This is a genomic window from Sphingobacterium sp. UBA865 (genome assembly GCF_002295765.1).
Lineage (GTDB): Bacteria > Bacteroidota > Bacteroidia > Sphingobacteriales > Sphingobacteriaceae > Sphingobacterium > Sphingobacterium multivorum.
Map to the genome: position 1 here is coordinate 69,228 of NZ_DBGB01000010.1, position 23,863 is coordinate 93,090.

Here is a 23,863-nt window from a genome sequence, read left to right on the forward strand (position 1 = left end):
TATATTAACATCTACCAAAATGAATAAGTTTTTAATACCGTTGACCTTCATGTGTGTGCACGTTGCGCATGCGCAGGAATCCAGAGAATTGAAAGGAAAGGTTCTGGATGCGGTCACTTTAAAACCTGTCGTGGGGGCGACAGTTGTCGTTGAAAGTTTGGCAGTAGCAGAAGATATCGGTGTACCTAATCAGGTGCAGCAGTCGGCATTGGGTTCATTGACCGATGCGGCTGGTGAATTTCGCTTAAAAGTGCCTAGTAATTTAAAATATGTAACGATTAGCTATGTCGGGTACCAGCGTATTCAGGTGCCGGTATTTCAGGATCATAAGACAATCTTGCTTCAGCCAAGTGGTGAATCTTTAGATGAAGTGATCGTAACAGGTTATACGGATATCAAAAAACGTAAGAATACGACGGCTTACAATAAAATCAATGTCGCTGATATCAAACAAACCGGAGTTTCATCGATCGACGAAATGTTGGCTGGTCAGGTCGCAGGCTTGCAGCTGAGTAATTTTAATGGTGGACCTAACAGCGCGCCACAGATCCGTATCCGGGGTACGGTATCACTCAATGGCACACAAGACCCCTTATGGGTCATCGATGGCTTACCGATTGAAGGAGCTGAATTGCCCAAACGAATTGACAAAGACAATTTGAATAGCTTGAGTAATCTTCCGATTGCGGGTATCAATCCTGACGATATCGCCGATATTACGGTATTAAAGGATGCAGCGGCGACTTCCATCTATGGCGCGAGGGCGGCAAATGGAGTCATTGTGATTACCACAAAAAGGGGGAAATCTGGACCTGCAAAACTGCAGGTATCAGCAAATACTTTTGTGACGCAACGTCCGGATTTCGGTAAACTCAACCTGATGGATGCCAATGAAAAAGTGGACTTTGAACTCTTGATGGCCGACCGCACCGATTTAAATTATCGTGCGGATAAGGGGGCCGTTATGCGGATATTAAACAAAGCAAATGCATTGGATGCTTACCGTTCGGGTGGTTTGGCAGCCTTATCACCTGAAGTACAGCAGTCAATCAATCAATTGCGCACACAACAGACGGATTGGGGAAAAGAACTTTATCGTCAAGCTTTGAATCAGCAGTATTCAGCTTCAATTTCTGGTGGTAATGACGGGCATCGTTATTATTTGTCCAGCAGTTTTTACGATGAGAAGGGAGCAACAAAAGGAGCAGATCTTCGTCGTTATTCTTTGACATTAAATAATGACTTCAATATTAACGACAGATTCAAAGCTGGAATCAATCTATTAGGATCCGTTTCAAATAGGCAGAACCCAATCCAGGATGACGATGCCTTTACTAATCCTAGTAATTATATGCGTTTGGTTAATCCATACTTGACTGTACGTGATCAATCTGGTAAATACAATTATGATCCGGATATTGAAGGCTATGAAAAAGATACCTATATTCCTTTCAATGCTATAGAAGAAAGGGAGAATACCAAATATACGTTAACGAATAAGGCACTGAAAGCGATTGGTTACCTGGAATATACTATTATTCCACAATTGTCATTACGCTCCGAATTTGGTTTGCAGTTTGATGAAAACAGCACAGAAAAATTTGCCGATCAGGAAAGTTATAATACGCGCAAGTTGCGGGCTTCGACGCGGTATTACGATTCTGCAACTAAAACGTATAAATATTTCTTGCCTACAGGAGGTAAGATCGAAAATATCAATAATAGTATCTTCCAATATAATTGGAAAACTTACCTAAAATATAACAAAACTTGGAACGACAGACATGAGCTGGAATTGATGGGAGGAACAGAGCTGCGCCGTAGTACGAATAAAGCCGTATCAACGAAAGGTTTTGGCTACAATCCAGCGACTTTAACTACACAAAGTATTGTTTTTCCAAATAGTAATGATCAAACAAACGCCAAATTCCTTCAGTATAGTAAGGGATATATCGAGAACTCATATGCCTCTTTTTATGGAAATGCGACCTATACGTTTGATCGTAAATACAACGTCAATGGTAGTATTCGTTATGACGGCTCAAATATGTTCGGTGTAGATCCGCAATATCGTTTCTTACCAATCTGGTCTTTGTCCGGATCCTGGAACGTACTTGAGGAGGACTTCATCAAAGGAAAAACGGCGTTATCGGATCTCCGTTTACGTGCTTCCTACGGTATCCAGGGCAATGTCGATCGGAATACCTATCCATTTATCGTTGGAAGGTATGGAAATTCGACTTTAATTCCGGGTTATAATGAAGGAACAGTTACGGTTGAGATACCTGCAAATGATAAATTACGTTGGGAGCGTACGCAATCTTATAATGCTGGAGTTGATCTAGGTCTATGGAAGAATAGATTGAATATTACGGTTGACTATTACAACAGAAAAAGTACCGACCTAATAGCTTATAGTGCATTGCCTTTAGAAAACGGTTTCCAGAATGTGCAGGTCAATTGGGCCTCAGCACGAAACCAAGGTGTAGAACTGACCATATCAAGCCGTCAGATTCAAACAGATAAATTCTCCTGGTCAACGGACTTTAATATCGCACATAATGACAATAAGTTATTGAAGGTTATGAATGATCCGAAGGCTTATGCACCAGAGGCACAGGAAGGGCGCCCAATCAGTGGTCTATATGTGCTGGAAACGGCTGGACTGGATAAAGATGGTGTGATGCAATTTAGAAATCAAGATGGATCGGTTTCAAGCTTTGAAGAGTTTTATGGTTTATACGATCCTTGGGCTGATTTCTTGCCGGGTTATATGTCGCAAACCGACATGACAGCTGCAGAATACCGTTCTAAATTTAAATACAAGGGTAGTAAAGATCCGAAGCTTATCGGTGGTATGACCAACCGTTTCCGTTATGCTAACTTTGACTTGGCGATTTCAGCTGTCTTCAATCTGGAGCGTTGGGTAAGCCGTACACCGACTTATAATCCAGCGAAGGTCGACCGCGGACAGAATTATACAACAGATCTTTTGAATGTCCTACAAAAGGGTGGTAATATGCCTGCTTTGGGAAGTATAAGTTCTGAATTAAATGACCGCTGGATGGCCTATGCCTGGATGGAAAGCAACGACCCAATTAATTCGTTTAAACAATATGATATTTGGGCTAAGAAAATGAGTTATGTCCGTATCAATAGTGTACGTTTGGGATATACACTACCTCCTGCACTAAGCAAAAAAATTGGTGCAAGCAATTTACGCGTGAATGTAGAAGGACGTAATCTATTTGTTTTCGGAGCAAATTATGAAGGGTATTTTGATCCGGAGACTTATGGAAACTATTATGCGCAGCCGATCAGCAAATCTTTTGCTTTTGGTCTGTCAGCAAGTTTTTAATTCTTTTAACTGATTTATAACATGAAAAAAATAGTTTATTTTGGAATGATCATGGCAGCGAGTGCATTGGCATCCTGCAATAAATATTTAGATATACAACCGGTAGGAACGGTCATTCCTGCCTCGGAAAGTGATTTTAGAGGGTTAATGACAAGTAGTTATACTGGTTTTCCTGCGCATAAGTCTTATTTGTCCTTGCGTACAGATGAACTATTGTTGGATGAAAGTTCGACAGATGCGGCTAGAACCAAAGATATCTATCTTTGGAACGATCAAAACCCCGATCCTGCAACAATTGCTTATCCTTATTTGGCATTCTATAAAAGTATTTTTTATACGAATCAGATCATCAGTACGATCGATGACAAGTTGGCTAGTAATGGTACAGTAGACCAGATCAAGGGTGAAGCTTATCTCATGCGGTCTTACGCTCATTTTGAGTTGTTAAATCTTTACAGTGAGGTCTATTCGGCGAGTAATGCAGGGCTTCGGGGTGTTCCTTTATCGACAAAGATTGACCTGGAACAACGTTTTGTTCCCGCGACCATTGGAGAGTCTTATATGCAGATCCTAACTGACATGGAAAAAGGGACAGCGTTACTGACTGTCGATGATCAGGCAAAAGGTGTTAATTATCGCTTTAGCAAACGCGCTGCTTTTGCAATGGCCTCACGCGTTCATTTATACCGCGGTGAGTGGCAGGAAGCAATTGATGCCGCTAAAAAAGCTTTGGCTATAAATGACAAATTGGTTGATCTCAATGTTGCTGGAAGCCTACTTCCGAATGATTTTGAATCCGCAGAGATGATTATGGCTTTGGAAAAAGTATCTGTTCCTGGTGTACGTACAAGTTCCTTTATTTCACCGGCCTTATTAGACAGTTATTTAGCAGGCGATTTGAGAAAAGGTCGTTACTTCCAAAAAAGTGGGGGCGATTATGTATCCCTCAAAGGTGGAGACAACCGTTTTAACGTGAGTTTTAGAAATGCTGATCTTTATTTGACGATGGCCGAATGTTATGTTCGCCTGGGAAATACAGCAGAAGCATTAAAATATCTGTCTGCTTTAAAGAAAAACAGATTTACCGCAGATGCCTATGCCAAAGAAACGAAGGCCGACGCAGGTTTGTCAAAGGAGCAATTGCTAGATGCGGTTCTGCTGGAACGCAAGCGTGAACTGGCGCTAGAGGGATTACGCTGGTATGATCTAAAACGGACGACAAGACCGGCGATCACACACAGTAGTTTCGGTAGGACGGTAACCCTGCAGCAGAACGATCCACGTTATGTGATTCGCTATCCACAGGAGGCAATCAATAATAATCCCGATCTGTTAAAATAATCGATTTTTTTTATCCTATATATATTAATCCATTTTCTTTTTTTAGGAAATGGATTTTTTATTACATTCAACCCATGAGATGGAAAATACTGATTGTCGAAGACGAAGACTGGGCTTTTGTAGGCTTAAAGGAAATGTTGACTGCGCTCTATGGAGAAAGCGAACTGATCTTTACCAATGCAAAAGAGGTTCAGGAAGCGGTGATGACGATCAATAGAAATCAATTCGATCTGATTTTTATGGATATCCACCTGATGGATGGGCTGAGCTTTGAAATTTTTAAACAGGTATCGATCGATGTGCCACTGATTTTTACGACTGCTTACGAACAATATGCATTGGAGGCCTTCCAAAATAAGGGTTATGCCTATCTGTTAAAGCCTTTCGATAGCGACGAGTTGGCGGAGATCATGAAACGTATCGAACCGCTACTACCCAACGTAGAACCTCGGCTCAAACAGCGCTTCCTAGTGAAATATGGTAATTTTTTAAAGTCGCTGGCCATTGCTGATATTGCCTATTTTATGGCAGAAGACAAAGAGCTGTATGCCGTAGAAAAAGGATCGGGAATTGCATATATTATTGAAGATACCATCACACATCTCGTTTCACAGGTGGATCCAACAGTTTTCTTTCAGATCAATCGGAAATTCCTTGTTCGGATAGATGCCATCCAGTCCATGTTAAAGATTAGTCGAAATCGAATCAAGTTAGAGCTAATGCCTTCAACCCCAGAAGGAATTGTCGTCATTGTTAGTGAGGAACGGTCCCCGAAGTTTCAAAAATGGCTTGATCAATAATGGTGAATTAGCTAACGAAAAAATATTTTTCTAGACATATTTATAAATTAAATAGCTGAATATTAGTGTTTTTTGTTTTTAGTTCTTAAAATCTAGTAATTCAATGGGTATCGGCTCCATTAATGCCTCCAGTGCACCTTTGATCGTGTTGGATGGTAGTCCCTATGCAGGAGATATTAACTCCATCAATCCGAATGACATTCAGTCCATCTCTGTTTTAAAAGATGCAGCATCAAGTGCACTTTATGGTTCCAGAGGGGCAAATGGGGTGATTATCATTACCACAAAGTCGGGAGTGACTTCCGACAACACCAAGATTAATCTCAATTTTACACAAGGCTATTCAACACGTGCAGTTCGTGACTATGATCAGGTGTCGACCGATGAATATTTTCAACTCTATTGGGAAGCTTTAAGAAATAAAAACCTATCAAATGGCCTTACGGCAGAGCAAGCGGCGTCCAATGCAAGTAAGACCGTATTGACAGATTTAAATATTAATCCTTACGGCAGTCAATACCCACAGCCGGTCGGCGTAGATGGTAAATTGGTTGCTGGAGCAAAAACGCTTTGGAATGATCCATGGACCGACGTATTGCAACGTACTGGGGTGCGTACACAGGCAGACCTCGGATTTAGCGGTGGTAGTGCAAAGAGTACCTACTACATTTCAGGAGGTTATCTCAATGATCAAGGAATTGCAATTGAATCGGGCTTTAAACGCTATAATCTGCGTGCAAATATTGACAGTAAGGTCAAGTCTTGGTTAAATGTAGGCCTGAATATAGGTGGTAGCAGTACACAACAAAAGTATCCGCAGTCTTAAGACAGTAATACGGCTAATATTATAAATTTTACGAGACTGGTCCCGTCTTTTTATCCGTACTATGAGCGGAATGCGGATGGCTCATATGTCCTTGATGGAGCCGGAAACAAGATTTACGATTTTGGAGAATATCGTCCAAGTGGTGCGACTCCACGTAATAATCTGGCAGCATCTCTTCCTTTGGATCGAAATGATATCCGCCGCGAAAATCTATCTGCACGAACCTATCTGGAAGTGTTGTTTTCTAAAAACTTAAAGTTTAAGTCGACTTATAGTCTTGATTATCTCAATGGAAATACGCACGACTACACTAATCCATTGTTGGGCGATGGTGTGAACACCGGGGGGTATGTGTATCGTTCAAACGTACGTACGGTCGCACAGACCTGGAATAATTTGCTGACCTATGAAAAGCAGTTTGGTTTGCATTCCCTCAATGTATTGGCCGGACAGGAATACTATGATTTTAACAGCAGTAATATAAATGGTAGCAGACAACAGTTTGTACTTCCTTATTTTGACGAACCTGCTGCTGCATCTCAACTTAATAATTTTACAGGATCCAGTGTTGATTATAGGTTACTGAGCTTTTTGGGAAGAGCGGAGTATAACTATGATAACAAATACTATTTTTCAACTTCCTTACGGACAGATGGATCATCTCGGTTTTCGCCGGATAAACGTTGGGGTACATTCTGGTCTGTGGGCGGCTCATGGAAACTGAAGCAGGAGGATTTTCTGAAGGATAATACAACGGTTAATCAGTTAACCGTCAGAGCGAGTTATGGTGGACAAGGAAACGATAATCTGGGAACCTATTATGCTTATAAAGGACTTTATACCATTGCAAATAGTTTGGGTAAAGGCGGGACGTATACCGGCAGGCTGGCTACGCCGGATCTAAAATGGGAGTCGAACCTTAATTTGAATGTGGGGGTTGACGTATCCGCTTTTGAGAACCGGGTGTCGTTAAGCGTGGAGTACTTTAACCGTCGAAGTAAAGATTTGCTATTTACAATGCCGATGGCTTATTCAACAGGATATACAGGCTATGATGCAAATATAGGAGCGCTGAAAAATACAGGTGTTGACGTGGATATTCGTACTGTCCCGGTTCGAAATGAAAATTTTAAATGGAATTTAGACGTCAATCTTTCGCATTACAAAAACAAGATTACAGCTTTGCCAAAAGACAATAAACCGATCATCACGGGTAATAAACTCCTGCGTGTAGGTGGAAGTATCTATGATTTTTATCTGCCGGAATGGGCTGGAGTAAATCCAGATAACGGTCTGCCGCAATGGTATACTGCTGATAAGGACGGTAATAAAACAGGTGAAAAAACTTCGGAATACAGTAAGGCCGGTAATTTTATTGCCGGAACTTCATTGCCAGATCTTGTCGGCGGGATTCAAAACAGTTTCACCTACAAAAATTTTGATTTGTCTGCTTTATTGAGTTTTAGTTTGGGTGGACAGATATTAGATAACGATTATATTCAGCTTATGCATAGCGGTAATAATCCAGGACGCGCTTGGTCAAAGGAGATCCTCGAGCGCTGGACGCCTGAGCATACGCAGACCGATGTGCCTAAATTGACAACTGATAACTTGAATTGGACTTCTTCGTCCACACGCTTTCTTTACAGTGGCACTTATGCACGCCTTAAAAATGTAAGTTTAGGTTATCGATTACCTTCGGATTTATTGAAGCGGATAGGTGTAGAAAAACTTCGCGTCTTTGCAACAGCCGAAAATCTATTGACATTTTATGGTCATCAAGGAATGGATCCAGAACAGACGGTGAATGGGGCGACCTATTTTCGCTATCCGGCAATGCGAACAATCTCTGGTGGTATTCAGCTTGTTTTTTAATGCCTTATTGTTAATCTGAGAATTTAAATGAAAATCATGAAACTAAAAATTGTATATATCATATTGGCGCTCTCCCTAGTAAATGCATCATGTAAGGATGCGCTTGAGCTGGATCCGACGACCGCAGTGCCTGAAGGTGAAGTTTTTAAAAACACCGACAATGTTGCTACGGTGATCAACGGTACCTGGAAGTATTTAAATGATACCTATTTTACCTATGCTAATCCGGGATATACAGCGGTGATGCGTACTAGTGATGCGATGGGAAGTGATGTGGCGGTGACCACCAAATATGGCTATCGTGATGCTTATGCCTTTACCGAATTGACAAATAATCGATCAAATCGTGTCAATTCTTTTTGGATTATGTTGTATAAGGTGATCGATAACATGAACAATGTCATTGCAAAGGTAGATGGGGCCGAAGGCTCTACTGAAACTAAAAATGTGTTAAAGGGAAGAGCTAAAGCATTACGTGCATTTTCCTACTTAAATCTGGCCACATTTTATCAGTTTAGTTACCTCAAGGACAAAAATGCGAAATCTGTTCCGATTTATACCGAACCCAGTACACTATCGACTGAAGGAAAATCAAGGTCAACACAGGCAGAAGTGTATGAACTTATCTTGAAAGATCTCAAAGACAGTGAAAGCTTGTTGGCTTCTGCTGGTCGAGCGGATAAATACGAAATCAATGCAGAGGTTGTTTATGGTTTGCTCGCTCGGACTTATCTGCAGGTTGGCGAATGGAAACTGGCCGCAGCGTATGCTGAAAAAGCAGCTCAGAAGTATAATTTAATGACTCCGTCAGATTATCAGGCGGGTTTTAATGATCTTGGAAATAGCGAGTGGATTTGGGGGCATCAGCAGACTAACGAGCAAAATGTGGCAAGTTATACATTTCATTATTTGGATGTTTCGTCAGCTGGATCTTATTACTATAGTTTTATGGCCGATCCTTATTTTAAAGATTTATTCGATACCAGTGATGTGCGTTACGCTTTATTTGAATGGGATAATTTACCCGGTCGGGAGGGCTTTCTACGGTATAAGAAGTTTAAGTTTAAATCGAATTTGATCGGTGACATTGTGTATATGCGTGCTTCGGAAATGGTTTTGATCGCTGCCGAGGGGTACGCACGGGCTGGTGAAAAAGATAAAGCAGTAGCAGCCTTGAATAAGCTGCGTGCAGCGAGGAATGCAAAGCTGTTTTCAGGAAATGATACGGATCAATTAATTGCAGCGATCCTGATTGAAAGACGAAAAGAGCTTTGGGGGGAAGGATTTGCCCTGTCGGATATTCTTCGGACACAAGGAAAGGTTGCACGAAAATCTTATGTTGATGCAGACGGCAAGCCTATTCAAGTCCAAATTGTGGGTGCAGATGGCAAACCGAAGCTAGTGAACGGGCAGGGGCACCGGGTTATTAAGTTTCCTAATGGATCTAATTTTGTGGAAAATAGCCCTTATTATTTGTTTGCTATCCCATACGAAGAGACTGTGCGGAACCCGAATCTGTAAAGTTAGTTGTTGGTTTATTATTGAAGAAATCCGGTGTACCCTGTGCATCGGATTTTCTTTTTTCCCGCTCGCCCTTCTTCTTAGGCTGTATATTGTGGTTCCTTATGTTGAAGAATGCTTCCTTTTTTTAGTGTCGCCCTGTTGGCCCTGCTGCGCGTTGGGCTCTTCTCGATTTAAAGGTTGTCATCTTTTTTCTCTTGTATGTTGTTTTTTCAGCTGGCTTATCGTGTTCCTGTAAATTTGGACAAGAGATTGCGTCGGTAAATAGGGCGAGGGTTAGTTTTCCACATTATGTTAATAACGCTGTTGAAAACCTGTTTAAAAGAAAAATACAGTTATTAACAGTACTTATTAACATTATGTTGATAACCTTTCTTTTTCTTCTTTTTGCTTTTGTTCATCCAGATGATGTATCCGGTGATGGGCAAGGAAGCACAAAAGAGACTGGCAAGGCAAGCGATAATTTTTGTTGTGAGTCCACCGATGGCACCGGTATGAATATCATAGTTAAGTGCACCGAGCTTATCCCCATACTGCAATTCGTTGCTGGATTTGACTGCTGTAAGACTGTTTTCTTCTTTATTATAATAAAGCCAGTCAAATACACCACTTCGTTTTTCATGATGTCTCACCTGTATATCCATTGCTGTTTCGGTCTCTTTTTTAGTCGGATCGACATCATTTCAGCATCCGGATAATTTGTCAAGGCATACCGCAGCGCATTGTCCTGAAATTTCTTTTCCACAGCGGGCAAGGGTATAGGGGAGCTACGTGTGGAAGAAGCTGTTGGCGACTGCAATAAATTGAATGTTGCGCTATAGGTCTTTTTAAAATCCGGAAAAGCAAAAGCGAGTCCCGTAATGGCAAAAATCAATCCGATAAATAAACTGTAAAATCCGATGACATTGTGGAGGTCGTGGTTCAGTCGCTTCCATTTGACTTTGGTATCTAACCAAAAACTGCGCTTGAGATTCTTGCCCTTCCATTTTTTTGGCCACCAAAGAACAATACCACTAAGTAAGATAAGGACAAAAATGACCGTTGACCAGGCGACGATAGGGTGGCCATATTGCTTGCCCAAGAGGAGGTTTAGGTGAAGCTGAAGCAATAACTGAAAGAACTCTGTTTTTGAATTCTCTACTTGCTGTACCTGGCCAGTATATGGATTGATGAAAACTCGTTTGTAATAGCGGTAATAATTCCAATGGCCAAATGCTTTTTCGTCCGTTTTTATGGCACGAAATACCCAGGTACGATTCTTCGAAGGATAGAGATCAACCCGCGTGATTTTTTGATTTTTTTTGAGGCTTTTCTGTGAGCTGTCAAGAAGTGTGCTTAATGGTAGTGGAGTTTTTGAGTGGATGGTTGTATCGGAGATAAAATATTTTTCAGGATAAGCCCAGAGCTTGAGCTCATCCTGAAAGGTGTATATGCTGCCCGTCAGGCTTAGGATGAATACCACAACTCCGGTGATGATTCCGAGCCATTTATGCAACCAAAGAATGACGGTCTTAAACATATTAAAATTTATAATTGATGTTAAATGAGGCCAACATACCTTGTCCTTTGACGTATTCTTCATTTAAGGCACGATATTGACTGACAACAGGGTAATAGTTTTTATTGAATAAGTTTTCTACACCCATACCGATAGACCATTGTTTGTTTACTTGGTAATTTCCATTTAAGTTAAATAGGTCAACAGTTTTAACGGGGCCTTCACTGTTTTTGTAGACGCCTTTATCGTTTGGAAGAAAGCGATCCCGGGACCCGGTATGTACCCAAAAAAGCTGAAAGGTTAAGGGTTTGATTGGCGTGTAATAGATGTATCCCGTTGCTTTGTCTGGCGAGATCCGTGAACCATTGAGGTAGGATTTTGATCCATCGTCCTTTTTTGACTTTCCTTCCACATAGGCATAGGTTCCACCGATGGTCAATTGAGGCGAAATATGAGCGCTTAATGCAATTTCGTAACCATACACATCTTCTGGAAGACGTTGTGGCATCAGGTAACCGCCAATGTCCACCAGTTCAACACCCATTTTTGAAGTACTGTAGTAATAAGATGCTGATAGCTGGAAAATGCTGTAATTGCTTGAGAATCCGATTTCGTAATTATTGGTGATAATAGGATCAGTTTTTAGGCTATCTAAATCATTATCTGTTGCCCGACGTACAATACGGCCAAGTTCATTGATCGCGAAACCTTGAGAGAAACTCACGAAGGGATTAAAGATCGCGAATTTGTTGTAACGCAAACCTGCATTGAAGGTCGCTCCTTTGTAGGGGATATTGCCTCCTTTTACAGCAATACTTCCTTCGTTGTTGGGACCTGTAGCGATGGTATTGAAATCCTTTATTTTGACTGTTGCATTTTCATAACGTACACCGCCTTTAAAGATTAAGTTTTCTAGGAAATCAATTTTTACCTGGGCGTATGGAGCAACGTTTAACATATTCATATAGGGAATATAGACCCTGCCATCGGTCAGATTTTGATCCGTAACATCATTTAATAAATCCACACCATAGGTGATATCCGCATTGGAACCCAATACCTGGAAAGGTGTGTTTAGGTTAACGCGTAGGCCTTTTTTCTCCGAGTTGATCTGTGTTTGTCCCGGACCGTACCATGCAGAGGCTTTCTCAACATAACGGTTCATGGATCGAAATGTATTGTAGTATGCAGAAGCAGTTAAGGATGTCGAAGCGAATAGATTACTTTTAGTATAGGTCAACATGGCATTGTGGTTATACGGAGTTCCGGCAGGTTTACCTGGATCATCGCCTTTTACGCCTATCGTTGGCGTTTGACCATATACACCTGTTTGGCTGATGTATCTGTTGTGTTGGTTACTTCTGTAGAAGTTGTACACTGCTGTAATATTGGAACTACTATCGATACGGTATCCGGCCTTTAAAAATGCATTGTATTGATAGGTGTTCGAAAGACCGTCTGTCTGACCAAGGGGAACTCCGTCGCCATCGCGCTGCAAGCCAACGTAATCGGCCGAACCGCTAACGGTATAATTCCATCTGTTTTTTTGTCCGTACAAGGTTTGTCCTATGCGATATCCCATGGTGCCGGCGCTGTGTACGGGATTGAATGTTGTTCGTAGACTGGTAATTCATTGGATAGCTGCAGCGTCTTTGGAGGGATTGCGTGTAATGTAATTGATAATCCCGCCTGCCGATCCATTTCCATAGATGGATGTGGCACCTTTGATAACCTCCACGCGCTCGATGACACTCGGGTCAATGGTCCGGAGATCACGTTGTCCATTCATCAAAGGTGTAGATTGCGGAATTCCATCGATCAACACCAGTACAGATCGCCCACGCAGTGTTTGTCCAGAATTGGTCGCTTTGTTGGTTGAGGTTCCCAAGCCCGGGATGGTATTACCCAAAATTGTGGAAAGATTGGTGCTTATCTGACTTTGAGCTTCGATTTCTTTTGTGGTTAAAATAGAAACTGAAGAAGGAACAGTTGAAATGTTTTCCGCTTTACGTCCAGCTGTTACGATAATTTCATCTAAAAGTTGAGTAGAATTGAGCTGAAATAACAGGGGCTGTTGAACGGTATCTAAATTAACCATTTTTTCAACCGTTGAAAAGCCTGTATAAGACACACGCAATTGAATGGGATTATTCAACGGTCTTTTGGCAAAAATGAATTGTCCAAGTTGATTAGAATAGCCGACGTTTTTTCCGTCAACTTTGATATTCGCTTGACTTAATGGTTTATTGTCACTGTCCTTGACAATTAGGGATAATTCTTGTGCATTGAGTTGAGCGCTTAAAAGCAAAAGTATTCCACTGCTGAACATTGTATAGCATGTTCTATTTTTCATGGTAATTTATTTAGATTAAATATAAATTAATGTGCAAATATAGTTTATTTTATCATTGTGCCGACAGCTATACGTTATTTTTTTGATTTTTATAGATGTTAGGTCGTGATTTTCAAGTTCATTTTGTCGCACTTGATGCATATGAATTGGTAAGCAAATGTTTACGGGCAGGGGTTTACACGAATTGAATGCTTTATTAAAGATTTATTGATCTTGGATGATTAATTTAGCATACTGTTTTTTGTGTGTCGCAGGCTTAGAGATTTTAACGTAATTATAAATTCATGAGAAGAACATTTTTTGCTTTTTTTCTTTTTGTTTCGTCGTACTCAATCGTCGTCGGACAAAAAATCCACTCACTCGCGTTTGCTTCTCCACAGGCGATGCGAGATTATTTTACCTATGCTAGCGACAAAAAAATTGTCAGTGGTCATCGGGGAACGATTGAGGCTGGGCTTCCAGAAAATTCGATTGCGGCATTTGAGGCCGTGCTGCAAAAAACAACGGCTATTTTTGAAATCGATCCGCGTTATACCAAGGATAGTGTTGCTATTTTGATGCATGATGCGACATTGGATCGAACCACAAATGGAAAAGGAAAAATAGCAGACTATACCTGGGATGAATTGCGTAAACTGAAGCTAAAGGATCAGGCTGGAAATGTGACCAACTATGGTATTAACACACTTGATGAAGTTATTAAATGGGCAAAGGGTAAAACTATCCTCAACTTAGATAAAAAAGACTTACCATTGGCGGCTACAGCAGCAATACTAAAAAAATACAATGCCTACAGTTGGGTGTGGGTTACGGTACATAATACTGAACAGGCAGCGTTTTATTTGGCGCAGAATCCAGAACAGTATATGTCCATGCATATCAAAGATCAAGCTGCATTGGAGAAGTTTAAATCCGCTGGATTACCCTACGACCGTATGATTGTCTATATCGGGCCAGAACTAAAGGATTCCAATCAGGCGATGTATCAATTTTTCAACAGAAAGGGTGTGATGTGCATGATTTCAGCAGCACCTACCTACGATAAATTGAAGACAAAGGCAGAACGTGCCGAGAAGTATAAGGCCATATTTGCGGAAGGAGCCTCCATTCTTGAGTCTGATCTTCCTATGGAAGTTGGCGAAGTAATCGATTCGTTTTGACGAATTATTATCAATCCAAATCGATATTGTCATCTAAAAATTTAAGATACTTAGGTGATTCATCGTCGAAAATGTCTCTTCCTTCCATCATATAGGCGCGGAGAAGATATTCCTGGGCAGACTCGCTATTATTGTCTTCCAAATAGCACTGTCCTAAGCGCAGCATGATAAAAGGGTTTTCATAGGCATTTTCGATAATGTTCTGTTTTGCCTTTTCAAAATGGGAGAGTGCATTGCGAAAATCGTCCATTAAGAAAAAGGCATCTCCAATGGAAGCTTCGAGCCAGAGGCTTTCCGCATGAACATTTTGCGGACTAGGGACTAGATCAAGCGCTTCGGTCCACACCCGAATAGCTTCCTGATAGTTGCCTTCATCACATTGGATGTTTCCTTCCTCGCTAAGTTGGTCTATTCTGTCTAATGTTTGATCGTCCATAGCATTTTATTCTTTAGAGTGCTATACGAAGATAAGAAATCTACAGAAAAAAAGCGGAAAAATTAACTTCTTCCGCGTTTTTGAAATTGTTTTAATCTACATTTATTCTACATCAAACCACAATTTAGTGAGTAATGTATTGCTGCCCTGACGTGCGATAGCTTCCTGATAGCTCGTTCCGTTGAGTGATTGTTCGGTTCCCGGGTAGAGAAAACGCAAAGGAATTTTGCCATTTAAAGCACCAGCTTTCGCTGGTGTTAATTGCGGATAATCTAACCTACGCCATTCTGCAAAGGCTTCTAAGCCCTGTCCATACAAGGCAATCCATTTTTGTTCGCCAATGGATTTTTTGTAGCTATTGGAATCGAACTTAATGGCTGCCTGGCTGAGATAGCTAACGATTTGATCATTGCCAACGTTGTATTGCTCCAAAGAAGCACGGATTGCCTTCTGATAGTAGTCTGCTGCGTCACCTGTAATAAATCCTCTGCTGACTGCTTCTGACAAACCAAAAAGTGTTTCCGAAAAGCTTAAGATTACTGCTGGAGCATGTGGGTCTCTAAAATAGATACCAGGTCTTGAAGTACGGGCGAATCCTAAGTTACTGGCGTCGCTTGCCGTTAAACCATTTGGTACGCCGATATATTTTTCTGGCGTTGAGGTAGTGGTTGTATCGGCATAAATACCTAAGCGCGGATCGTTAAGTGAACGCAATTTGTCGACAATTGTCTTACTGACTCTATAGTCTTCCCGTGCTTCAAACGATGCACTGACCGGATTACGATAGGGAGCGTCGCGATAGATGAGCTGTGCATTGTCTGCATTTGAAGTCAAATAGCCACTTCCTTCTGCAGCGATCTCCTGTAATGTTGTTTTGGAGAGGCTTGGTAATCGGTCTGCGATACGTAAAGCAATACGTAGACGGAGGGCATTTGTAAAACGCTTCCATTGTGCGATCTTACCGTTATAAATAATGTCTCCTTCAATATTTTTTCCACTCGGATTTAATAAAGCCTGAGCACTTTTCAGATCGTTTAATAAGCCTGTGTATACTTTTTCTTGCGTATCGTAATGTGGTGTAAGATAAACGTCAATATTTCCCGCTTCTGTGTAAGGTATTTCACCATAAGCGTCCGTAAGTAGCGAGAATACCCAAGATTGTAGGACGATTGCCACCCCCTTATAGTTGTCATTTCCTGTGCTTGCCGCCAGTTTTTGAATGATTTTCAATTGGCTAATGCTTTTCGAGTACCAGGTAGACCAACCCTCGTTAAAATCATTATTTGTAAAGATGTAACGATCGGGATCAGTATACTGTATTCTCGCCCAATGTTGAACAAATAACAAGCTAGACGCGAGGTTGTTACTTATACCCCAGTAGCTATCTGTTGTCGTTTTAATCGTACTGGTCAGCAGGTAGGCCGGCTGAGGAGTTTCTGCTTCATTCTGATTTTGGTTTACTTTTGTCAACTCGTCTTTACAGGACGCCGTTAGGCCCAGTAAGAGAAAAAGTCCTGCTATATGTTTGTTATTTATTTTCATTTTCTATCGTTATTTGTTTATCAATTAGCTGTTATCAACGGTACTAGTACCTTATTTGCTTTGTTAATTGCCAGTTACTTGTATAAATCCGTAAGTTTTGTTCTATTTTTAATCCGATTGTTTCATTTTCTTAAAACTTCAGGTTCAAATTGAAACCAAAGCTTCTGGTTGTCGGCAATTGCAAACTTTCCAAACCTTGGGCATTTCCTGTATTAAAAGCTGTTTCCGGATCAATGTTGGGCGCATTTTTATGAATAATCCACAAATTACGACCTACTAAAGAGAAAGATGCTCCCTGAAAACCAATTTTGGAAATCCAGCGATTGGGTAATTGGTAACCTAGTTTTACCTCGCGCAACTTGACATAGGAAGCATCGAATACATTTGCTTCATTGGTTCTAAATAACGTTTTATAATATTGTTGTGCCGAAACAACTTTCGTGTTTTCCGAACCATCTGCATTAACGCCATCTGCAATAATACCGTCATCATAGGTAATACCGTTGACAGTATAACTCAAGCCGCCATGTTCAGCATCTCTTCCTGGAAGCGTGGAGGCTAATACTCCTGTTCCTGTACCGGTAGCATTCGTGCCAGAATACAGCTTTCCACCATGTTTGATGTCGATCAAAAAGCTTAGATCAAAGTCTTTGTAACGGAATTGATTGGTAATGCCACCTAACCAGTTGGGTGTAAATTTTCCAAAATAATGGTTGACAGGGTCGGTAGCAGGTGTCCCATCTGCATTTACAATAATACGTCCGGCGTCATTTCGTAAAAAGCCGGTTCCGTAGAGAGTTCCGTAGGGTTTCCCGACTGCAGCCAGGACCTGTACTGTTCCCGAAGAACCGATCGTATAGCTTTTTAATAATCCGGCATCATCTAATTCTACGACTTTACTTTTATTCGTCGCAAAGTTTACATTGATGTCCCATTGAAAATCCTGTTTTTTTAACGGGGTAACACCGAGTTGAATTTCCAACCCTTTATTATTGATTTTTCCGGCGTTGACAAGTTGTTTTTTGTAACCTGTTGAAGGGCTAACATCAACGCTTAGGATTTGATTGATACTATTGATATCATATAAACTTAGATCCAAACGTACCCGACTTTTGAAGAAGGCCAACTCGGTACCTAATTCCGTCGAGGTTGTTGTTTCAGGTTTTAGATCTGGATTTTTCTTGATGTCATTGACTGATAATTGCGGGCTATTTCCGTAAGGCGCACTAAAAAGATAAGAATCTATTAAATTAAATGGATCGGTGTCTTTACCTACTTTAGACCATCCGCCACGTAATTTCCAAAAAGAGAGTATATTGCTTTGAATAGCAAGAGCATCTGTCAATACGATACTTGCGTTTGCTGATGGGTAGAAATAAGATAGGTTATCAACGGGTAAAGTTGAAGACCAATCATTTCGTGCCGTCAGATTCAAAAAAGCATAATTCTTATAGCCTAATTGTGCGGAAGAAAAAATGCTGTAAGCTTTCAAGGGACTATACTCACCTGTTGAGATCAACGCATCTCTCGAGTTTGCCAGCGTGTATACGTCAGGTACTGCCAAACGCGGTGCCTTTTGGTTATTCCGTTGTCGGGACTGGCTTCGTATATTTCCACCCCCTAGGATGTCCAATGTGAAGTCATTGGAAAGGGGACGGTTATAATTTAAAGTAAACTCCGTATTATTTTCATTTACGGTGTAAGCATCCTCTTCGTAAGAGCCATAGGGCGTACCATTCGTGCCATATGCGATTCTAATTTTACGCCGATCCGTATAATAATCGTTACCTGTACGGAAGTTTGCCGTCAAATGCTTATTGATTTTATAGTTCAAACCAATATTGCCAAAAATGCGGTCGCGCTGCTGCTGAACCGTATTCTCTTCCGCAATGAAATAAGGGTTGCTATAATAACTATTGTTCCAATTGACTAGATTGCCGTTAGCATCCCGATAATTTTTTAGACGCGAAACATCCACTTGCCTTCCAAACCACGTAAATTGTAACATGTAACCATTTGAACGGAAACCGCCAACACCTGGTAAATTACCAGAATTCGTGCGTACATAGTTTGCGTTGGCCGTAAGGGTTAGATCTTCTGTGATTTTATAACGTGTATTAATATTGAAATTGTTTTTTTCAATGGAAGAATTTGGAACAATCCCCGTTTGATTGCTATTATTATACGAGAAACGGTAATCAATTTTGTCAGTTGCATCGGCAATTGAAATACCATTGTTTAAGGTTCTTCCCGTTCCAAAGAAACTCCTGACGTTATCTGGATGTGCTACAAATGGCACGGCTTCACCATTGGAATAAAACTGAGGAATCAGTCTGCCGTCCATCTTTGGCCCCCAGCTTTCGTCCACACCATCATTTATCCCACCACCCTTGCCATCTACATAGCTAAATTTTCCATCGGCACCTTGTCCGAAAACATTTTGATAATCGGGTAAAACGGCAAGTCGTTCGATTGTATTATTTGAATTGATGTTTATTCCTAGTCCTTTGCGTTTTTTTCCGGATTTTGTTGTAATCAAAATTACACCTGCGGCGGCCCTTGAACCATATAATGCAGCGGCATTAGGTCCTTTTAGTACACTGATCGATTCAATATCTTCACTGTTGATGTCTGAGATTGCATTAGCATAATCCCGATTACCGCTCGTACCCAACTGGGAATTATCAACGGGGGTTCCGTCGATCACAAATAATGGCTGATTATTTCCCGCAATTGATGTTTCTCCGCGGATAATAATCCTGGAGGACCCCATATTACCTTGGCTATTTGTTACCTGAACGCCAGCAACCTTTCCCGCAAGTGAATTGACTAAATTACTTTCTTTAGCTTCCGAAAGATCCTTTCCTTTCAGCTCCTGAATAGAATATCCCAATGTCTTTTTTTCCTTCGAGATATTTAATGCCGTCACAACGACTTCGTCGAGTTGTGAAGTCGTTGGCAGAAGTTGAACAGTCGTGAAACCTGTAGGATTGGTTTGAACAGTCCTAGTTTCAAAGCCAATGTATTGAATGCTGATGTTGAGTGAGCTTCCGGTCGAAGGGAACTCAAATAATCCATTTGCATCTGTTTGAACCTGCTTTTTACTGCTTGTTTCGGTAACTGTAGCCCCTTGGATAGGATTGTTGTTGTTGTCGACTACCTTTCCTTTTATAGTGGTTTGTGCGTATAGCGCGCCAGTACTAAGACAAAGCGCGGCCATTACGACAAAATTTATGTTATTTTTTGCCATATTAATTATAATTGTGAGTTTATTGTTTGAGTTGGGTTATAGGAGATATTTGAAATTTACCTGTAAAAACATCCCCTTAGGACATTCGTTTTTCAAGGATATTATCTGTATGCTGTTTCATGTGTTAAAAAATGTTAATGCAAATATATAAAATCTACCTGATAACTATACTTTGTTTTTTTGTTTTTTGTAATTTTTGAGTCAGAATGATGAGATGTAGTCGTTAAAGGAGCGGGGAGGCTAATTAATCAAGTTCGTTTTCTTTCCGGAATACCTTCATATGTTCTATGCAATATGTTGCCTATCAGAATATTGATTGGCGGATACGAATCATAAACGGCGACGCACGAATTGTAAATCTTTGTATTCTTAAATAGGAAAGGGCAACATTCTTGTTCAGCCATTCCATGTAATAAAACGTATAACGCAATGATTATTTTTGGCACAAGAACAAAGGTATTAGCTAACAGATCGCAATCGGCGATTGGCAACTGTGCATATTGTGGTACTGCTCAGTCTCTTTTTGCATACAGACAAGTGAAGTACATTCATATTTTTTGGATACCCCTATTTCCATATGCCTCGGAGATTATTACCATGTGTACCCATTGCAAAAAGCTAAGTTATCAACGTGAAATCGACCCACAAACACTTCAGTCCATATCATCGGGAACTATCCGTAAAACACCTATTGGATATTTTGCGGGCTTAGTTCTGATTGGACTTTTTGTATCCGCTATTGTTATAGCAGGAATTTCCGGTGCAAAAAAGAAGGAAAAATACCTGAAAGATCCAAAGGTTGGCGATGTGTATGAGGTTTCTTATACAAAAGATGGAAAAACCATGCGTACGCTTTTTCGCATCGCCAATTTAACGAAAGACTCTGTTACCTTTGACCTAAACGATTATGAAGCGGATAGCCGAAAGGGCCTACGCAAATTGCGCGAGCAACATGCAGATAGCTATTCTGAAAAGCAACGTTTATCACGAGCTGAACTTGAAGAAATGAAAAGTAAGATATCGAATATTGAAAGATTGTAATGATTATTTTTATCGTTGTTATGAACAAGCTTCAGCTCTTTACCTGATCTATTTCTTTGTTTTGACAATATTAAACTTGTGAATATAACCTACCATAAAATATTGTTTTAATGTTAGTGAATTTCCAAAATACGTCCTGTTGCCCTGACTGCCCCAATAATTTTGGGTATTCTGATTCAATATGTCAAAGCCAGTCAATTTTAGCTGTGAATTGTTTTTCAATGTGTAATAGACTGAAGCATTTAAGATATGGTAGTTTTTTCTTCCACTCAATCCGCTGGCCCGGTTATCTAGCGAGTAGGTAGATTCCAATGAAAACCCGTGGATCGGATTAATATTCATTCCTGCGCCTATTTTATGTGTAGAATAGGTTGATTCAATAAAGTCGGGTTTATCTTTTACCGAATTTATGTTTTTGTTCCAAGAATAAGTGTACTGTGGTGATATCGTCACCATGTTTTTCCAAGTCGCGGAAAATTGTTGGCTGGCATTAATCCCTATATTGGTCCCTTTATTATCAACATCATTGATGGAACTATAATTTTCATAGGTGTAGATATTGTTGTTTTGCGATAGATAGAATGACCAATTTTTATTAGCATTTAGGTTGTATCTCAGGTAAGTATAGGCACTATAGTTATATTTTGATCCAGCAAGAAACATCTGGGTGGTCATTTGTCCTGTATTGTTGTTTCGCCAGCTACGGCTCCCGATGCTGTTATTGACATAATTGATATTCCCATTGACATTAAACTGCAATTTCGAGGTATACTTATAGTAGGATATACTAACATTCTGTTTTTCGATATTGTTGAATATAAAAGATGTCTTTCGCGTATACAATGGATTTAGATCCATGACGAGCTGTTGAATTCCGTAGAGTTCGGGAGACTCGAGATCTTTGTACCAGCCGAGGTTTAGATCTTTATAACGGATGTTAATATTGGGAAGCCAGTAGCCTAAAGATGATTTCTCGACCGAATTGATTTTAAGTAAATCAAAATGATTTGCCTTTACTTGATAGGCTGTTCCAAATTTTACGTTGAAATCTTTGGTTGGTCTCCAGTAAAATATAATCCCCGTAATATAATCCTGGTATTTGTAACGGTAACTATTTTCATAGGGAGCGGCATGTACTTCTCCAGTACTGTCGCGGTTGATGTACACACTCTCCTGTGGTCCCTGCCGGTTGGTGACATAGGTAAAATAATAATCAAAGTTGAGTTTTTTAATAGTTTTATTGTAATAGGCAGCACTAAAATAGAGATTGTTGGAATTATTTTGTGTTAGGTTTTTATGCCATAGACTAGTTTGAGGATTCGCTGTATCGTAAATATTGGTAAGCTGGAAAGAGCTGTCGGTCTTTTCATTGGTATTGATGGAAACCGTATTTCTAAACGATACAATATGATTTTTATGGAGTTGTTTTTCGATATAGAAACCATGTGAATAGTTTAGTGTATTTTCATTATTTCCTCCTGTACCTGTTGCGTCATTTAGTTTTTTGAGATCCGTATAGGAGCGGTTCCTTCCTAAGGTTGAGCTGTTTTTTGTATTGATACCCAAACTCGGTGTAAATTCAAAGTAGGCTGTGGTGTCCATGCGATGACGGAGCAGGGTTTTGATATTATGCCCTACAGATCTCTCCTGTTGTTGGTAATTGGATTCTGAATATTGTTTTTCCTGGTCGAATAAAGAAATTTGATTGCCTGTATTCTGATTTTCGGCTTTATTATATTTCAGCATATACATGATATTCAACTTGGTTTTCTTTCCCCAGTCATTGTTGAGGTTAAATCCTAAGCCTATATCGTTGGCTTTACCTGAATAGTTTCTACCTCCAAAATTATCAAAACCATAATTTTCGGAACGACCAAGCCCAGCTTCTTGGTTCAATTCATTGTAGTCAAAACTTTGGCGGTTAATGTTATTTCCGAAACCGATTAAACTCAGCTGGAGTGTATCCTTAAATGTATTGAATAAACCGCCAGCCTCATATCTACTCCGGGTACCGGCACTGCCATAGAGCTTACCGAAGCTCGCTCTGAGGAAATCTTTCTTAAATTTTAAATTAATCGTGATCGGCAGTTTATCTTCGTCTTCATTATCCTTTTTTGTTTCACCCTTATCACGGTACACCTGTACAGTTTTAATAAGCGAAGCGTCCAGGTTTCGTGTAGCAATACGGAGATCACTCGAAAAGAAATCCTTTTCATTTACTTTTACTTTTGAAACCTCTTTTCCTTGATAGTAAATCGAACCATCCATATTGACCTGCAGACCAGGTAGTTCTTTGAGCAATTCCTCTACGTTGACGTTGGGGCGAGTTTTGAAGAAGTTGGTGTTATATTCTAACGTATCTTTATTCATCCGCACGGGGGGAACGATATTGACGACTACTTCATCGAGACTTTTGGAATCGAGCTTTAATAGAGTGAAATCATAATTTTCTCCGTTAGGAATATTGAATTCTTGACGAAAGGGATTTGCATTGACATGTGAAATAAAAAGTGTTAGTGCGGTGCCTGTTGGAATTTTAACAAATTCAAACTTACCTTTTGTATCAGTAAGGAGATAGGAAACCACGGAAGAGTCTTTTGAATTGAGAATCGTTACAGTTGCTTTTTCTAATGGTTCCGCGTTTTGAGAAAATACCGTCCCGAGAACTTTTCCCTTCGATTGGCCTATAACTATAGTTGTGGTTAGTAATAAAATTAAAAATAAGTAAATTTTCATAAAATTTAAGTACGTATATCTTGGCTATATTGAGGGTCAAAATGATTAAATGTAAATCATTTTAATACAATATTAAAGAAATGAATTTTATATTATAAATGAAAATTTATTTAAAAAACAATCGAT

Annotated in this window: 16 protein-coding genes; 8 read left to right on the top strand and 8 right to left on the bottom strand. The window is 40.2% G+C overall.

The genetic code is table 11. The features are described from left to right. Nucleotides 1-19 precede the first annotated feature (19 nt). The 6 genes from B2O97_RS04285 (at nt 20) to B2O97_RS04310 (ending at nt 9,721) form a co-directional block, all read left to right on the top strand. A complete protein-coding gene (locus B2O97_RS04285) occupies nt 20-3,358 on the top strand; it encodes a SusC/RagA family TonB-linked outer membrane protein (protein ID WP_286767011.1) in 3,339 nt (1,112 codons plus the stop codon). Between the two features lie 21 nt (nt 3,359-3,379). Then, nucleotides 3,380-4,699, top strand: a complete 1,320-nt coding sequence (locus tag B2O97_RS04290) for a RagB/SusD family nutrient uptake outer membrane protein (protein WP_070564800.1) — start codon at nt 3,380-3,382, stop codon at nt 4,697-4,699. A 74-nt stretch (nt 4,700-4,773) separates the two neighbouring features. Continuing rightward, nucleotides 4,774-5,499 (top strand): LytR/AlgR family response regulator transcription factor, encoded by a 726-nt coding sequence (locus B2O97_RS04295; RefSeq protein ID WP_070564803.1) that lies wholly within the window; start codon nt 4,774-4,776, stop codon nt 5,497-5,499. A gap of 103 nt (nt 5,500-5,602) precedes the next feature. Beyond that, entirely contained in the window at nt 5,603-6,325 is a 723-nt protein-coding gene (locus B2O97_RS04300) for a TonB-dependent receptor plug domain-containing protein (protein WP_070564807.1), read from the top strand. A gap of 36 nt (nt 6,326-6,361) precedes the next feature. Then, on the top strand, nt 6,362-8,200 hold the full coding sequence (locus B2O97_RS04305; protein ID WP_262511820.1) for a SusC/RagA family TonB-linked outer membrane protein: 1,839 nt from the start codon (nt 6,362-6,364) through the stop codon (nt 8,198-8,200). 36 nt (nt 8,201-8,236) lie between these two features. Beyond that, nucleotides 8,237-9,721 carry a RagB/SusD family nutrient uptake outer membrane protein gene (locus tag B2O97_RS04310; protein WP_139144956.1) on the top strand — a complete coding sequence of 495 codons (1,485 nt, stop codon included), beginning with the start codon at nt 8,237-8,239 and terminating at the stop codon, nt 9,719-9,721. A 338-nt stretch (nt 9,722-10,059) separates the two neighbouring features. Here the strand turns inward: B2O97_RS04310 and B2O97_RS25115 are convergent, their stop codons facing one another. From B2O97_RS25115 to B2O97_RS04325, 4 genes are read right to left on the bottom strand one after another with little or no spacing between them, the layout of a single operon-like run. Then, entirely contained in the window at nt 10,060-10,365 is a 306-nt protein-coding gene (locus B2O97_RS25115) for a PepSY-associated TM helix domain-containing protein (protein WP_312440618.1), read from the bottom strand. Next, the gene (locus B2O97_RS04315) at nt 10,350-11,240 is read right to left on the bottom strand and encodes a PepSY-associated TM helix domain-containing protein (protein WP_312440620.1); all 891 of its coding nucleotides are present in this window, start codon (nt 11,238-11,240) and stop codon (nt 10,350-10,352) included. Before B2O97_RS04315 ends, B2O97_RS25115 begins: the two co-directional genes overlap by 16 nt. Nucleotide 11,241: 1 nt before the next feature. Further along, on the bottom strand, nt 11,242-12,801 hold the full coding sequence (locus B2O97_RS04320; protein ID WP_286767012.1) for a TonB-dependent receptor: 1,560 nt from the start codon (nt 12,799-12,801) through the stop codon (nt 11,242-11,244). Nucleotides 12,802-12,849: 48 nt separating this feature from the next. Beyond that, the gene (locus B2O97_RS04325) at nt 12,850-13,572 is read right to left on the bottom strand and encodes a TonB-dependent receptor plug domain-containing protein (RefSeq protein ID WP_286767013.1); all 723 of its coding nucleotides are present in this window, start codon (nt 13,570-13,572) and stop codon (nt 12,850-12,852) included. A gap of 284 nt (nt 13,573-13,856) precedes the next feature. Here B2O97_RS04325 and B2O97_RS04330 point away from each other — a divergent pair, with 284 nt between their 5' ends. After that, nucleotides 13,857-14,732, top strand: a complete 876-nt coding sequence (locus B2O97_RS04330) for a glycerophosphodiester phosphodiesterase family protein (RefSeq protein WP_286767014.1) — start codon at nt 13,857-13,859, stop codon at nt 14,730-14,732. 10 nt (nt 14,733-14,742) lie between these two features. Here the strand turns inward: B2O97_RS04330 and B2O97_RS04335 are convergent, their stop codons facing one another. The 3 genes from B2O97_RS04335 to B2O97_RS04345 form a co-directional block, all read right to left on the bottom strand. Continuing rightward, nucleotides 14,743-15,168 (bottom strand): tetratricopeptide repeat protein, encoded by a 426-nt coding sequence (locus B2O97_RS04335; protein ID WP_046673933.1) that lies wholly within the window; start codon nt 15,166-15,168, stop codon nt 14,743-14,745. 102 nt (nt 15,169-15,270) lie between these two features. Further along, entirely contained in the window at nt 15,271-16,710 is a 1,440-nt protein-coding gene (locus tag B2O97_RS04340) for a SusD/RagB family nutrient-binding outer membrane lipoprotein (RefSeq protein WP_286767015.1), read from the bottom strand. 130 nt (nt 16,711-16,840) lie between these two features. Continuing rightward, nucleotides 16,841-19,960: a SusC/RagA family TonB-linked outer membrane protein gene (locus tag B2O97_RS04345; protein WP_286767016.1), complete on the bottom strand. Its 3,120-nt coding sequence runs from the start codon at nt 19,958-19,960 to the stop codon at nt 16,841-16,843. A 429-nt stretch (nt 19,961-20,389) separates the two neighbouring features. Between B2O97_RS04345 and B2O97_RS04350 the strand changes: the two genes are divergently transcribed. Continuing rightward, entirely contained in the window at nt 20,390-21,001 is a 612-nt protein-coding gene (locus B2O97_RS04350) for a hypothetical protein (RefSeq protein WP_286767017.1), read from the top strand. A 48-nt stretch (nt 21,002-21,049) separates the two neighbouring features. Here B2O97_RS04350 and B2O97_RS04355 read toward each other — a convergent pair whose 3' ends face one another. Further along, complete coding sequence (locus B2O97_RS04355; RefSeq protein ID WP_286767018.1) at nt 21,050-23,737, bottom strand: carboxypeptidase-like regulatory domain-containing protein; 2,688 nt, start codon at nt 23,735-23,737, stop codon at nt 21,050-21,052. Nucleotides 23,738-23,863 lie beyond the last annotated feature (126 nt).

Bases quoted from the DNA above. Each gene is read 5' to 3' on its own strand.
- B2O97_RS04285 (WP_286767011.1), top strand. From the start codon at position 20: ATGAATAAGTTTTTAATACCGTTGACCTTCATGTGTGTGCACGTTGCG.
- B2O97_RS04290 (WP_070564800.1), top strand. From the start codon at position 3,380: ATGAAAAAAATAGTTTATTTTGGAATGATCATGGCAGCGAGTGCATTG.
- B2O97_RS04295 (WP_070564803.1), top strand. From the start codon at position 4,774: ATGAGATGGAAAATACTGATTGTCGAAGACGAAGACTGGGCTTTTGTA.
- B2O97_RS04300 (WP_070564807.1), top strand. From the start codon at position 5,603: ATGGGTATCGGCTCCATTAATGCCTCCAGTGCACCTTTGATCGTGTTG.
- B2O97_RS04310 (WP_139144956.1), top strand. From the start codon at position 8,237: ATGAAACTAAAAATTGTATATATCATATTGGCGCTCTCCCTAGTAAAT.
- B2O97_RS25115 (WP_312440618.1), bottom strand. From the start codon at position 10,365: ATGGATATACAGGTGAGACATCATGAAAAACGAAGTGGTGTATTTGAC.
- B2O97_RS04315 (WP_312440620.1), bottom strand. From the start codon at position 11,240: ATGTTTAAGACCGTCATTCTTTGGTTGCATAAATGGCTCGGAATCATC.
- B2O97_RS04320 (WP_286767012.1), bottom strand. From the start codon at position 12,801: ATGGGATATCGCATAGGACAAACCTTGTACGGACAAAAAAACAGATGG.
- B2O97_RS04325 (WP_286767013.1), bottom strand. From the start codon at position 13,572: ATGAAAAATAGAACATGCTATACAATGTTCAGCAGTGGAATACTTTTG.
- B2O97_RS04330 (WP_286767014.1), top strand. From the start codon at position 13,857: ATGAGAAGAACATTTTTTGCTTTTTTTCTTTTTGTTTCGTCGTACTCA.
- B2O97_RS04335 (WP_046673933.1), bottom strand. From the start codon at position 15,168: ATGGACGATCAAACATTAGACAGAATAGACCAACTTAGCGAGGAAGGA.
- B2O97_RS04340 (WP_286767015.1), bottom strand. From the start codon at position 16,710: ATGAAAATAAATAACAAACATATAGCAGGACTTTTTCTCTTACTGGGC.
- B2O97_RS04345 (WP_286767016.1), bottom strand. From the start codon at position 19,960: ATGGCAAAAAATAACATAAATTTTGTCGTAATGGCCGCGCTTTGTCTT.
- B2O97_RS04350 (WP_286767017.1), top strand. From the start codon at position 20,390: ATGATTATTTTTGGCACAAGAACAAAGGTATTAGCTAACAGATCGCAA.
- B2O97_RS04355 (WP_286767018.1), bottom strand. From the start codon at position 23,737: ATGAAAATTTACTTATTTTTAATTTTATTACTAACCACAACTATAGTT.